This is a genomic window from Mesorhizobium sp. M0166 (assembly GCF_040322255.1).
Lineage (GTDB): Bacteria > Pseudomonadota > Alphaproteobacteria > Rhizobiales > Rhizobiaceae > Mesorhizobium.
On record NZ_JAMYTD010000041.1, the window covers coordinates 1 to 13,657 of the forward strand.

The 13,657-nt window shown below is 59.1% G+C and carries 9 protein-coding genes and 2 pseudogenes; 10 read left to right on the top strand and 1 reads right to left on the bottom strand.

Annotated features, from left to right (window positions below; genetic code table 11):
• Positions 1-816: 816 nt before the first annotated feature.
• Positions 817-1,167 (top strand): annotated as a pseudogene (locus NKJ46_RS28385) (PIN domain-containing protein); the annotation flags it as partial.
• Positions 1,168-1,394: 227 nt separating this feature from the next.
• Here the strand turns inward: NKJ46_RS28385 and hemN are convergent.
• Positions 1,395-2,735, bottom strand: a complete 1,341-nt coding sequence (hemN, locus tag NKJ46_RS28390) for an oxygen-independent coproporphyrinogen III oxidase (RefSeq protein ID WP_352669525.1) — start codon at positions 2,733-2,735, stop codon at positions 1,395-1,397.
• A gap of 1,026 nt (positions 2,736-3,761) precedes the next feature.
• Here hemN and NKJ46_RS28395 point away from each other — a divergent pair.
• From NKJ46_RS28395 to NKJ46_RS28435, 9 genes and pseudogenes are all read left to right on the top strand, one after another.
• The gene (locus NKJ46_RS28395) at positions 3,762-4,922 is read left to right on the top strand and encodes a porin (protein ID WP_352478720.1); all 1,161 of its coding nucleotides are present in this window, start codon (positions 3,762-3,764) and stop codon (positions 4,920-4,922) included.
• Positions 4,923-4,936: 14 nt separating this feature from the next.
• Positions 4,937-5,146 (top strand): annotated as a pseudogene (locus tag NKJ46_RS28400) (bifunctional hydroxymethylpyrimidine kinase/phosphomethylpyrimidine kinase); the annotation flags it as partial.
• A 402-nt stretch (positions 5,147-5,548) separates the two neighbouring features.
• Positions 5,549-7,081, top strand: coding sequence for a Fic family protein (locus tag NKJ46_RS28405; RefSeq protein ID WP_352615350.1), 1,533 nt, complete (start codon positions 5,549-5,551; stop codon positions 7,079-7,081).
• Between the two features lie 175 nt (positions 7,082-7,256).
• Positions 7,257-7,994 (top strand): hypothetical protein, encoded by a 738-nt coding sequence (locus NKJ46_RS28410; protein ID WP_352669527.1) that lies wholly within the window; start codon positions 7,257-7,259, stop codon positions 7,992-7,994.
• Positions 7,995-8,228: 234 nt separating this feature from the next.
• On the top strand, positions 8,229-8,630 hold the full coding sequence (locus tag NKJ46_RS28415) for a hypothetical protein (protein WP_352669529.1): 402 nt from the start codon (positions 8,229-8,231) through the stop codon (positions 8,628-8,630).
• A 66-nt stretch (positions 8,631-8,696) separates the two neighbouring features.
• Complete coding sequence (locus NKJ46_RS28420) at positions 8,697-8,939, top strand: hypothetical protein (RefSeq protein WP_352669532.1); 243 nt, start codon at positions 8,697-8,699, stop codon at positions 8,937-8,939.
• Between the two features lie 1,028 nt (positions 8,940-9,967).
• Positions 9,968-11,305, top strand: coding sequence for a serine hydroxymethyltransferase (gene glyA, locus NKJ46_RS28425; RefSeq protein ID WP_352669534.1), 1,338 nt, complete (start codon positions 9,968-9,970; stop codon positions 11,303-11,305).
• Between the two features lie 54 nt (positions 11,306-11,359).
• Positions 11,360-12,535, top strand: coding sequence for a methionine adenosyltransferase (metK, locus tag NKJ46_RS28430; protein ID WP_352669536.1), 1,176 nt, complete (start codon positions 11,360-11,362; stop codon positions 12,533-12,535).
• A 106-nt stretch (positions 12,536-12,641) separates the two neighbouring features.
• Entirely contained in the window at positions 12,642-13,634 is a 993-nt protein-coding gene (locus NKJ46_RS28435) for an adenosine kinase (protein WP_352624093.1), read from the top strand.
• The last annotated feature ends 23 nt before the right edge of the window (positions 13,635-13,657 follow it).

The following is a 13,657-nucleotide window of genomic DNA, read 5'->3' on the forward strand; positions in this document are numbered from 1 at the left end:
CCGCTAAACACGGGGGCTGCGCGGCGGACACGCCGACGTCACAGCTACTGCCACGCCATTTTTGCAGAACTTGACGCACACAACTTAGATTAGCATGTGTATGCCGCATAGTTTATCGGAACTAACCGCCCCCAAGCACAAGATACTCGGTAGGCTTTCACCGGACTTGTCGCAAACATTTTGACAAGCGGCGATTATGCCCTGAAACGACGCCATTTTCGAACTTTGTGAAGTCCGAAAGGGCGCAAGCAGCCCGTTCTGGTCGTTCAGTCCAGTCACCAACGCCTCTGTTTGACGTTTGACGACGGTCCACTTTGCACATCTCATGCCGACTGTGACGCAACGCGGCACCGCAGGATGGTGACCTCGTTGTCTCCGGCAAAAGATCCTTGCGCGTCTTGGGTTAATCGAGGCGGCGGCGCACGGGCGCCTTATTGTCTCGGAACATGGCCAGGAAGGCGGCTGATCAACAAAAGTGGAAGACGGTGTCCCGACGACCTCACCGATTTGTGAGGCGACCGAGGATCTGCCCGACATCGTCGATCTCGTCCTCGAGGTGGGCCGTGTGCCGGCCGCGCCGCCAAAGCCTCCTCCCCTGCCGGTCCGGCTGGAAGCCTCGTCGAAACGGCACAGGAGTACACCAAAGCCGCCAGCGCGCAAACACACAGACCGCCGGCGCCAAGGATTTGGCGCTTTTTGCGTGGCGTCCGCTCCGATCTTCCGGAAGGGGAGCTGACTGCTGTTTTTTGGGCACTCGCTGCGCATCGCCGCTGCGCAACGCCGAACTGGACATCGAGCGGCTACGCGATGAACCGCATGGTCTGCCATTGTGAGGTCTTGCTCGACACTAATGGCCTCTCCGAGGTGACGAGGCCGAGCCCTGACGCGCGCGTGCTGGAATGGATGACGGGCTCGATGAAGACCGCTCATTTATCAGCGTTGTGTCGATCGCCGAGATCCGGCGCGGCGCTGCCCTCATGGACAAAGGTCGGAAACGTGACGCACTGGCCGGATGGCTCGCCCGGGACCTGCCGCAGCGCTTCGAGCCGAGAGTCCTGCCCGTGGAAAACTGGTTGTCCTGGCCTGGGCGACCTGACGGGCCTCGCGAAGCGGCGTGGCCGCGGTCTGTCATCGATGGACGGGCTGATTGCAGCCACCGCGATTTCCTGACCCATCACATGGCGGGGATATTCATGCGCTGACGGCGAAACACCCAGATGCCCCGCACCTACCACGATCAATATGGAAACGCCTCGGTGGCAGCCACGAGGTCGATGTCATTGAAGATGAGATGAAATAGGCGGATCAGCTCTGCTTTTCGCATCCTTGACGCGCGCTTCATGACAGGCCTCGGCCGAGGGCGTCGAGTTTAGCTTCCGGTTGGATGCTTGCCCTCACCTGTGGCTATGCCTACGGCCATCCCGATCGAGAAAAGCATCGAACGCGGCAGCGACAGCGCGAATTACAAAGCGATGCTCCCGCCGTACGCGGACAAAACCGTTTTCGAAGTCCACTATCCCGTCCTCGGCCAGCATCGCCAAGCGTTCAGCTGAATCGAGAAGACGGATCGGATCAGATCCGTGGGCGGCACAGATTGCCTGCACATCGGCCTCGAGATCGCACATTAGTCGCTCGATAATTGCGGCTCGCACGCGGTCGTCGTCGGTGAGGCGATAGCCCTTTGACGTCGCCAGACGGCCAGCTGCGATGTGCTGGATGTAGGAATCCCGTGTAACTTCGTTTTGGACGTACCCCTCGCCGACGCGGCCGATAGCCGACGCGCCGAAACCGATCAGGGTTCTGCAGGTGGTGGCCGAGTAGCCCAGCGAGTTACGCCGCAGGCGACCCGTTTTCTGTGCCAGCGCGAGCTCGTCGTCCGGCAAGGCGAAATGGTCGAGTCCGATCTCGCGGTAGCCGGCGGCAATCAGCGTCGCGGCCACGGCCGCATACTGTTCGGCGCGGGCAGCGCTGCCCGGAAGAACTGCCTCCTCGATGAGGCGCTGATTCTTTATAAGCGACGGGATGTGCGCATAGCCGAACACCGCAAGCCGATCGGGGCGCATTGCGACCGCCGCCCTCGCGGTCTCAACGCAGGACTGCACCGTTTGATGCGGGAGACCGAAGATGAGGTCGAAGTTGATGCGGCTTACTCCATGCCGGCGCAGCATTTCCACGGCAGCCGACGTCTGCGCCTCACTCTGAACCCGGTTGATTGCTTTTTGAACAATGGGATCGAAGCTCTGCACGCCGAGACTCACACGGTTCACGCCGGCTGCTCCTAAGGCCTCGGCCATCTCGGCCGTGAACGTGCGCGGATCAATCTCGACGGCAACCGTAGCTGTTTTCGTGAGAGCGAAGCGGCGTCGCAGGAACTCCATCAGAGCCAGGAACTCGGCTGGTCCTATGAGAGACGGCGTTCCGCCGCCGAAATGCATGTCGCTCACGGGCAGCGTCTGCGGCGCTCGCTCCGAGACCAAACGGATCTCGTCACGCAGGGCCGCCAGATAGTTGAGGATCGGCGCATCATGGCGGGTGATGGTGGTGGGGAAGCCACAATACCAGCAAGCTGATCGGCAGAACGGAACGTGGAAATAGAGCGACACCGGATGGTCAGCCGGCAGGTTCCTGAGCCATTCCTCATAAGCCTCGGCGCCGACCGCCCCAGAGAACTCTGACACGGTCGGATAGATAGTGTACCAAGGCAGGCCGGCCTCGCGATATTTTGTGGTCTGCAACAGTTACCGTCCCATGCTGATAACCGCCAACCTTACCGCTGCGCTCGCCTGTGTCTTTGCGCTATGTCAGTCCGTTCCGCTTTCTCAGCAATAGCGGCCGTTCAGTCTTGGCTGGACGGTCAGCGACTGGCCATGGCTGTTCCCGCCGCGACCCTCACGCGCACCGTTTGGTTCCACCATCCCTTCCCTTCAGCCTGGGCCTGGTCGACTAGATTCTGCTGAGCGCGGCTGCCGCATCCAACGAGATAACACGGCGTTGGGACCGGACTTTGCTCGCCAGCTAGCGCAGCCCCATAGTGATCTCTGGCATCTCGATGAGCTCGTTGTGTGAATTGCTGGCAAGAAGCACTAGCTGTGGCGCGCCGTCTATCAGGACGAGAGGCTGCTCGACGCGACCGTCAGGTCGGCCGCAATGCCAAGGCCGGCGCGCCTACTGACTCCGTGGTGGAGGCAAGGCTGCGCGTCAGCGCGTGATTACCGATCATCGCGCTCGCCAAAATGACGGCGTCGTACCGAGCGGTGCCGCCGCATGATGTCTCAACGTCGGGGCTCACAGCAAACAAAGCTGTCGCCATTGAACGAAACTGTCGCGAAGCGAACAGACGAACCGTAGCCGAAACGTTTGCCGTTCGTGCTTGGGTTGATCCGCAAGGCAAAAAGGAAGGAAGAGCGAACCAAGGTCCGCCGGCACACTTGAGCTTCAAGCCGCAGCTGCGTCGTCAGGATGGCACGTCATTTGCAGTAGAAGCCTTTGTGACGGCCCGCCCACAACTAGCGGAGATGACGGGGATGATTTGTACAGAAATGTTGGATGGAGTCGTTTCGGCGATTATTATATTTGTAATAACAATCGCATATTTGTAACAATAACACCCAATAATATTCTCAATTTCTGATGAATATCTGGCGTGACGAGCGCATCAAAACTGCTCAAATTCAACTAAATGCGCATCGTTATCGACTGTTTCCTTAGCAAGAGTTCATCACTGACGTCCATTCCTTTTACTCTTTGAACGGAGATCAACAATGAACATTAGGAGCCTCCTCCTCGGCTCAACTGCGGCACTGATTGCCGTTTCCGACGCTCGCGCCGTGACCGCCGTTGCCGAGCCTGACCCGACTGAGTACGTTAAAGTCTGCGACGTCTACGGCTCGGGCTACGTCTACATTTCAGGCACTGAGACCTGCGTGCGCATCGGCGGCTATGTCCGTTACGACGTCGGCTTGGGCCATGTCGGATTGGTTGATCACGCCAGAACCTCGGATGTGAGGACTGGTGAGCATCAGGGCACATGGCAAAACAACACGCGCTTCACATTGAAAACTTGGACCGGCCAGGAGACCGAACTCGGCACGTTGAAGACCTACACCGAAACCCGCATGAACTTCGGCAACCGCCACACTTCGGTTTCGGACAGTTCTCGGCCCTATGCCTTCAACGGAGACAGCACTTTGACTTTCGCCTGGATTCAGCTTGGTGGCCTCCGAGTTGGTAAGGACTGGTCGGCCTTCGACATGTTTATTGGCGGCGCGGGTGACGTACTCAACCAGACGCCGGTTCCGTACGGCCCTTTCGATACCAATGTGGTTCAGTACTACTTCGACGTCGGGAACGGCTTTTCGGCCGTGGTTTCGCTCGAAGAAGGCTCGGGCGTGGTCGGCACAATCGACAGCTACGCACCGCACGTAGTCGGCGGCTTGAAATACACACATGGCTGGGGCGCGATCACCGGCGTTGCCGCTTATGATAGCAACTACGAATCGGTGGCCGCTAAGGTCCGTGTCGACATCAATGTCACCGACGAACTGTTGCTGTTCGGAATGTTCGGCTACGGTTCCAATGGCAAGCTCAACGACGACTCCATCAACGCGATCGACGCTCATGGTCGCGGCTTCTATAAGAGTTGGGGCGGGAACTGGGCTTTCTGGGCTGGCGCCACTTACAAGCTCAACGAGACAACTTCGTTCAACCTTCAGCTCTCCGGTGATCAGCTCAAGAACCATGGTGTCGCTGCAAACGTCGCCTATGCGTTTCTTCCAGATTTCACAGTTACGGCGGAACTCGACTATGGCCGATACGGTAACTTCGCCGTCGGCAAGGTGGACGGCGCTTCCAACATGAATTGGACCAACGCGAACAAGAAGAGCAGTGTCGGCGGAATCCTGCGTTTCGAACGCTCATTCTAACGGATGAAAGGGCGCTGAGGCAGGCATCGCATGTACTTGTCGTCGGCGGATCGGACTCCAGTGGGGGTGCCGGAATCGCGCGCGATATCGAGACGCTCTCCTCCATGGGCGTGCGCAGCTGCCTTGCCGTCACTGCGGTGACGGTGCAAACACACGACAGCGTCACGGACATCCTTCATCTGCAACCCGGTCTGGTGGCCGATCAGATGCGTGCAGCGATCTCGCGGGCGTCGCGGCGTAGTGAGCGCGGGCGCGGCCGTGATGATCGTGGCGGGAGGGAGAGGTAAGGAGCGTCTTTCCTTTGAGAATTCGCGTTTACGGGTACCCACGATGCACAACGGGCGAGTTTTTCAAAGAGGCGCGTCCTCCTTCGAAGCGCTTCGGAGGGCCAGGCTCTAGGCTCGCCCCGAGCCCCTGCGTAGCCTGCGGGGGAGCTGGGTCTCGGCCCATCCGGGTAACGATCCTTCGCGCGGCTATGGAAACGATCGCATTTGCCGATTATCGCATAAAAAACTTGTTATCGCACGACTAAAAAAACTTGCAACTCCACAGCATCATTGACTTGTCGCCTATCAGCACTATACACTTGTAATCGCACAGCTCTAAAAACTTGCAAAGGCACGGCCATGGCCAAGCCCCATGAAAAACTCGCTGTATCACTGGCCGTCCTCAAAGAGCTGCAGGAGGGTGGGCGGCGCATATTCAAATCAGATAAGCTGACCCGCGTCCACCGGGAGCGGCTGCTGCAGAACGGGTTCCTGCGCGATGTTATCAAAGGCTGGCTCATGTCGACCGGCCCGCAGGCACGGCAGCAAGACACCACCCCTTGGTACGCGAGCTTCTGGGAGTTCTGCTCCCTTTACTGCAATGACCGGTTCGGCAAGGACTGGTTCCTCTCACCGGAGCAGTCGCTGCTTCTGCACGCGGAAGCGCCCACTATTCCGCCTCAGGTGGTGGTGAACACCCCCAAAGGCACGAATAACAAAATCGACCTGCTGTTCGGCACTTCGCTCTATGACCTCAAGGTCAAGGAGATGCCGGCCGAACTGACAGAGAAAAACGGCCAGCGCGTGTTCACTGTCGAGGCCGCCCTTACCCGGGTGCCGGAAGCGTTCTTCCAGCGCGCCCCTATCGAGATGCAGATCGCCATGGCGTCGGTGCGCGACGTATCAACCGTTCTGGCCCTGCTGCTTGATGGCGGCCATTCCGCCGTGGCGGGACGGCTTGCGGGGGCCTTCCGTCGCGTAGGACGCGACTCCTTTGCCGATGAAATCGTGGCCGCCTTCAAAGCCGCCGGCTATGACGTACGCGAATCCGATCCGTTCGCGGGACAAATTGGAGTGACAACTATTGCGGCGGGCGTACCGCCGTTGGTCGCCCGCCTGCGCGCGATCTGGCAATCGCAGCGCGAAGCCATCATCGAGATATTCCCGAAGGCACCCGGACTGCCGTCCGACAAAGACGCCTATATGAAGTTCGTCGAGGATATCTACGAAAGCGACGCCTACCATTCGCTGTCGATAGAAGGGTACAGCGTCACCCCGGAACTCATCGACCGGGTGCGCGAGGGGAGCTGGAATCCGGAGATTGATGAAGAGGACCGCAAGAACCGAGATGCGCTTGCCGCGCGTGGCTACTACCTCGCATTCCAGAAGGTCAAAGACTCTGTTGCCGCGATCATCAACGGCAAGCCAGCCGGCGCGTTGACGCGGGACACTCACCGGGAGTGGTACCGGGAGCTGTTCGCGCCGTCAGTGACCGCCGGCATCCTCAAAGCCAGCGCGCTTGCGGGATATCGCAATCACCCTGTGTACCTGCGCGGCTCGCAGCACGTGCCGCCGCGTACCGAAGCGGTGGCCGATGGTATGAATGAGCTGTTCGACCTGCTGGAGGCGGAGAAGGAGGCCTCCGTGCGTGCCGTGCTGGGGCATTGGCTTGTGGGCTATGTGCACCCCTATCCGGACGGCAACGGACGAATGGCGCGGTTCCTCATGAACGCGATGCTGGCTTCAGGCGGTTACCCCTGGACAGTCGTCAGAGTCGATGACCGGAAGGCCTACCTCGCAGGGCTGGAGGAGGCGAGCGGCAATATGAATGTGAAAACGTTCGCCGCCTTTCTCGGCGAACGGGTGAAGTGGTCTATGGAGAAGGCGGCGTGAGGTCGGTGGTGTGCCATGTTTAACTTGCTTGTCTCGGGCCACGGCGAGTGGTGGGAAACGCCGCCGTTCACGTCAACCATTGACCGGTTCAAGGAATCTAGCGGCGCCGAGGCCGAGGCTATCGACCTCGCGCCCTGAAACATTGCGCCGGCTGGAGGAAATCCCGGCGCTTTTGATGTACGAAGTCGGGGCGGGAGGCCCGCACGCGCGCGTGGTCCGGCACAGCCGCATACGCAATATCGTTCGGCGCGGACACGAACTGGCCTTCACCTTCGAGCCCGATCCGAAACATGCCTTTCCCGACCGGTCAGCGGTGTTGAGAATTGCGGACCGGCTGGGCATTCAACAGTTCGAACAGCACCGTACGCACTGGGCGATCAAGGATGGTGACATTCCGGCCGAGCTGATTGCCACCAGCACCGCTGAACGGGCGCAGCGCACCATTGCCGTGGTTGCGGCAGAATATGTAGAAGCGCGCCGCGAGGGACGAAGGAGAGAAGCTGCCGAACTGGCCGAAGAACTGGAAGATTTTCCTCCCTCGCTGGAGAAAGCACTGTCGCTCGTGCCGGCGCGTATCCTTCAGCAGCCGACACCCGAATTATACCCGATCCTTGGGATAGAGCCCCGCGCGCCCGAAGGCCGCAACGCCGTCGTGGCCGTCGTCGCAAGGGATCACAATGGGCAGGACTTGCCTGCCGACTGGTCTTATTCGCTGGCGTGGTTCCTGGACCTTTACGGCAGCGCGACGGAAGCGGGGCGCCTTGACGGCGTGCTGGCCGAATGCGCAACGCATGTGATCGCGCTCGGCACTGGCGAGGGAGAAGCCGCCGCCCCGGTTGATGATATCGGCTACGCACTCTGGCGCTGTTCGCGAAGCCCGAAACTTATCGGCGATCTGGCCGGGAATCGCTGAGATAGCGCAGGAGGTTTTTCGCTTACCAAAATCAACTGGAACTCGACCCAGATCAACCAGAAGCTTCCCATTCCCATTCTAGCAGCCAGAAGAGTGGGTGAGCTCTTTAAATATCTATCCGAGGAATCGATAAGCTCAGACTATCTCGCAAGTATACATAGTTTTTTTTGTTATAGATTCTGCTCGACTGCAGGCAAATAGCCAGGATAAACTTCAGCACGAAAGCAGAACTGAATGAAGGTGGGCTACATGGAGTTCTCATTTGGGTATGCCTTCACCGAAAACCTTATCCGGTCATCGTCAGCCGCACCTGTAGGCGCGCCGGTCTTTCCAAACCTCATACAGGAGGGGCATTCTGGCTTTGACATCCGCATCAATTTCCCAGGGGTTCCGCTGTTTTTCCAGTACAAGCTTCCGGAGCTGATGAAGCGAGGAACTGCCTTTGAGGTTGCGAGCGGACATTGTCCCGGTTTGTCGATACCATTTTTTCGGATTGCGATGATGCGCAGGGATGTGTCGCGTCAGCATGAACTGCTTCTTCGGTTTGAGGCGCGCTATCCGTCAAACGTCTTCTATGCGGCTCCTTGTATCGCAAACATCAGCGATTTCGACCGCTCTTATTTGGAGCAACCGTAGCACGGCAGTCCATTTTCGTCTCACCAGGGGATATTGGGCCCTTGCCAGACGACAAGGCGCACAGCCTTGCCTATAAACCTGGACTGGCAACTGGATCTTTTTCGCTCGAAACCCAAGCCCACCAAAGTTCAAACATTTGATGATCTCGCTGCGCTCTTCAGGGAGCAGTTCGCCGAGAAGCGTTTTGCGGAAGTCGGCGAGGCGCCGCGTGAGATGCGCGAAAACGTACTTGAGCTTGCTTCGCCGTCATGCGGCAAGCCGAACAGCTCATTGCTGAACGGGTCGGCGCGAGATGCATTCAAATTCTAGACGGCGCAGCCAGACCGCCCGAGGAAGAGCGCGCAGTCACTCACATTCTCGTAGCGCGGGAAATTGCGCGTGTCGATCTTGGCGTCGACCTGCTGGTGGCCCAACCACGCTAACGACATCATACCGCTGATTAGCCCAGCTTTTGTCTAGGCCACAGTTATGAGACTACGAACCACTTGGCCAGGAAGAAGATCGGATTGAAAGCGAACCTTCCTTGTCATCTTTGCATCACGGTCAGTCTGCACGAGATTGACCGCTGCAAGCCGTGAGCAAGACCGGGCTGCGCAAACGTTGCAACAGATCCTTCAAGGAAATTCATAGACTCTTAGCAACTCCGGTTCGCTGTGAATGGTAGGCTTATTGCAACGTTTGAGTCAGTGGAGTCCGAACCGTGGCTTATTCTCCGACCCGCCGAACTGCGTGCAATTTCGGCTAAAGGCAATGGCAAGAACAGCGCCCATCTTGTTTGTTCGACACAGCCATATTGGCTCAAAACAGTATCTTCACGGCCACCGAGATTGTCCGGTCGGTGGACAAGCAATCATATTATTTCGTTCGAAAGCTGCAACATCTGTGGAGAACGCGAAATGACAAATTCAGTAGGACGAGTGCCCAGGCTTTCCAAGTGGCTTGGTCCTGCCCAATGCTGACACTGGTCAGTCGCCTTCGGACGGCAGCGCATCTAGATCGCCTTCGAATCCTAGGCCTTTGCGCGCATGCGGACCTAACTGTCTGCCAGCTAGCGGAGATTCTGGGTCTCCGTCGTGAGCACGTTGTACGACACGTCCGGCTGCTGGCCAGAGCCGACTTTCTTTACTGCAACGAACAACGTCCGTGGTGCTCGTACCATCTCAAAGCAGGAGGTAAGGACGGCGGGCTGGTTCAACTGTTGGTTGATCTCCTGCCCCACGGCGATGGCTATCACAAACGAGACCTTCAACGGCTCGAAGCCACACAAGACGCGCCGTCGAAGGGGATCGCATGCTTGACCGTGAAATAGATCAGTCCAATTGGAGCGCGAAACCACCATGTACAACTCCGCCGACGGCGCCATCGCGCCGCGCGACACTTACGGACGGTCTCGATTGGCCGCGGTTGATTGCCGCGTTCACGAACTGCTTCTGAGACAGGAGCGGCAGGAGCGGACGACCCTTAAGCTCATCGCCTCAGAGAACTTTGCGTCCTCGGCCGTGCTGGAAGCGAACGGCTCGATTTTCACGAACAAGTACGCCGAGGGGTACCCCGGTGCGCGCTACTACGCTGGAAATGAGATCGTTGATGAGCTTGAGAATCTAGCCATTGAGCGCTTGAAAACACTATTTGGCAGCGAGCATGCCAACGTCCAGCCTTATTCCGGCTCGCCGGCCAACCAGGCTGTCTATCGTGCGCTTTTGAGCCCCGGTGACAAAGTCATGGGCTTGCCCCTCCCGGAAGGGGGCCATCTGACTCATGGTTGGGCCATCAACTTTTCCGGAACTGACTATCAACGCGTCCCCTATGGACTAGATGAAAAGACACAGCAGATTGACTATGACCGCTTGCGCGAGACAGCCAAGCGGGAACGGCCGCGGCTCATTTGGGTCGGCGGAACTGCTTACCCGCGTGTCTTTGACTACGCGGCAATGGCAGAAATCGCCCTGGAAGCGAACTCCTATCTCGTAGCCGACATTGCTCACATCAGCGGACTGATTGCCGCGGGAGCGCACCCGAATCCCGTGCGCCATTGCGACGTGGTCAGCAGCACCTCCCACAAATCGATCCGCGGTCCCCGCGGTGGTTTCATTTTGTCCAGGAACGAAGATCGCTATCAGGCCCTGTATCATACAAAGAGCAAATACAATCTCGCCAGACGAATAGACCGGGCGGTCTTTCCTCACCTGCAAGGCGGGCCTCATATGAATGCCATCGCTGCGCTAGCAGTTGCCTTGCACGAAGCCGCGAACCCGTCCTTCCGAAGCTACGGCCAACAGACCGTCAAGAATGCCAAGACTCTTGCACAGGCACTGATCGAGCGAGGGTATGACCTGGTTACCGGGGGGACGGACAATCACATGCTGATCCTTGATCTGCGCGATCGACCACTATCGGGCAAGGCCTATGCCGAGCGGCTAGCAAAGGCAGGCATCATCACAAACTTTAATATGGTGCCTGGCGACCCGCGGGATCCGGCGGTCACAAGCGGAATTCGCCTGGGGTCGCCAGCAGTGACGTCAATGGGCATGCGCGATGTGGAAATGGTGCAAATTGCTGGCTTCATTGACTGCGTCCTCCGGCGGCCTGATGACGAAGATCTCCATGCCTGCGTGCGAAGAGACGTTGCCGATTTGTGCGCTGCGTTCGAGGTCCCGGGCATCACCAACAGGTAAGGTGGGCTAAGCAAAATGCACCATACAACTCCAACACCCGAAACGAGGCATTTCATGGCTAGGCAGTTCGTGTTCTCTTCCGAATCGGTTGGCGCGGGACACCCGGATAAGTTGGCCGACAACATCTCGGATGCCATCCTCGATGCCATCCTCCGCACCGATCCCAAGGCGCGCGTCGCCTGTGAAGCGTTGGTAAAATCAGGGATAGTCGTTCTGGCTGGCGAGATTACCAGCGATGCGCGGGTGGATTATAGCCAAGTTGCGCGCGATACGATTCTCGATATTGGATACGACGATGAGGCCGTCGGCTTTGACGGCCGGCGTTGCTCCGTCGTTCATGCACTCACCGAGCAATCGCCCGACATCAGCCAGGGCGTTGACGAGGGACGAGGGCAGGACCTCCAGCAGGGAGCGGGAGATCAGGGCCTCATGTTCGGCTACGCATGCCGCGAAACCGATACCTTGATGCCTTTGCCGATCCAGCTCGCTCATCGCTTGGCGAAACGACAGGCAGATGTCCGGAAAGCACGACAGCTTGGCTGGTTGCGTCCTGATATGAAATCCCAAGTCTCAGTGCGCTATGAGGGGTTGCGCCCGGTCGCCCTTGATACCATCGTCGTATCGACCCAACATGACGAGCAAGTCTCGCAAGAGACGGTCCGCGAGGGCGTCATTGAGGAAATCATAAAGCCTGTCCTGCCGACCCACCTGGAGACGGAAGGCATCAGAATTCTGGTCAACCCGACGGGGAGGTTCGTAGTCGGCGGGCCGCGCGGCGACTGCGGTCTCACTGGACGCAAGATCATCGTCGATTCCTATGGTGGGATGGGTCGTCACGGCGGCGGCGCCTTTTCGGGCAAGGACCCGTCCAAGGTTGACCGCTCAGCTGCCTATGCGGCCCGGTATGTCGCAAAGAATATCGTCGCTAGCGGACTTGCGGACGTCTGCGAGGTGCAGCTTGCTTACGCAATCGGCGTGGCCAGTCCGGTTTCTGTCATGGTCAACACGTTCGGAACAGGGAGGGTTGAGGAAAGAAGGATCGAGCGCCTCATTCTTGAGTTGTTCGATCTCAGACCGAAGGGCATTATCAAGATGCTTGATCTCTTACGCCCCATATACCGCAAGACCGCGACTTATGGCCATTTCGGCCGTGAAGAGCCTGATTTCACCTGGGAGAAGACAGACAGGGCCGACGAATTGCGTCGCGAGGCAGGACTTGCCGCCCCGTGAGGGCTGGCGCCGAACGGATTGGCAAGCGAGAAAGCCCATTCCCACTGGCCAGACCCGCGCCCGGCCGGGGTGGCAAGAAGCCGGCAGAGTTTTGGCGGAGACATTGATGCCGGATTATGACGTGCTTTGCATCGGAAATGCCATCGTCGACATCATCGCCCAGTGCGACGAGGCGTTTCTGGAGACCAACGGCATCATCAAGGGCGCGATGAATTTGATCGACACCAGGCGCGCCGAACTGCTCTACAGCCGCATGGGCCCGGCCATCGAAGCCTCGGGCGGCAGCGCCGGCAACACGGCGGCGGGCGTCGCCTCCTTCGGCGGCCGCGCCGCTTTCTTCGGCAAGGTCTCCAACGACGCGCTCGGCGAAATCTACGCGCATGACATCCATGCCCAGGGCGTCGCCTTCGACACAAAGCCGCTCAACGGCGAACCGCCGACGGCGCGCTCGATGATCTTCGTCACGCCGGACGGCGAGCGCTCGATGAACACCTATCTCGGCGCTTGCGTCGAGCTCGGCCCGGAGGACGTCGAGGCCGACAAGGCGTCGGGCGCCGCGGTCACCTATTTCGAGGGCTATCTATGGGACCCGCCGCGCGCCAAGGAAGCGATCAGGCAGACGGCGAAGCTCGCCCATGCCGCCGGGCGCGAAGTGTCGATGACATTGTCGGACTCGTTCTGCGTCGACCGCTACCGCGACGAGTTCCTCGATCTCATGCGCTCCGGCACCGTCGACATCGTCTTTGCCAACAGCCACGAGATCAAGTCGCTCTACCAGACCGCGTCCTTCGACGAGGCGCTGGCGCAGATCCGCAAGGATTGCAAGATCGCCGCCGTCACCCGCTCGGAAAAGGGCTCGGTGATCGTGCGCGGCGACGAGACCGTGACCATCAATGCGACCAGGATCCGCGAGCTGGTCGACACCACCGGCGCCGGCGACCTCTACGCCGCCGGCTTCCTCTACGGCTACACGCAAGGCCGCAGCCTCAAGGATTGCGGCGATCTCGGCTCGCTAGCGGCCGGACTGGTCATCCAGCAGATCGGCCCAAGGCCACGGCAGAATCTGCGCCGAGAGGCGGAGCAGGCGGGATTACTGTAGGTGGCGAGCCAAGAACCAGCTGC

Bases quoted from the DNA above. Each gene is read 5' to 3' on its own strand.
- NKJ46_RS28395 (WP_352478720.1), top strand. From the start codon at position 3,762: ATGAACATTAGGAGCCTCCTCCTCGGCTCAACTGCGGCACTGATTGCC.
- NKJ46_RS28405 (WP_352615350.1), top strand. From the start codon at position 5,549: ATGGCCAAGCCCCATGAAAAACTCGCTGTATCACTGGCCGTCCTCAAA.
- NKJ46_RS28410 (WP_352669527.1), top strand. From the start codon at position 7,257: ATGTACGAAGTCGGGGCGGGAGGCCCGCACGCGCGCGTGGTCCGGCAC.
- NKJ46_RS28415 (WP_352669529.1), top strand. From the start codon at position 8,229: ATGAAGGTGGGCTACATGGAGTTCTCATTTGGGTATGCCTTCACCGAA.
- glyA (WP_352669534.1), top strand. From the start codon at position 9,968: ATGTACAACTCCGCCGACGGCGCCATCGCGCCGCGCGACACTTACGGA.
- metK (WP_352669536.1), top strand. From the start codon at position 11,360: ATGGCTAGGCAGTTCGTGTTCTCTTCCGAATCGGTTGGCGCGGGACAC.
- NKJ46_RS28435 (WP_352624093.1), top strand. From the start codon at position 12,642: ATGCCGGATTATGACGTGCTTTGCATCGGAAATGCCATCGTCGACATC.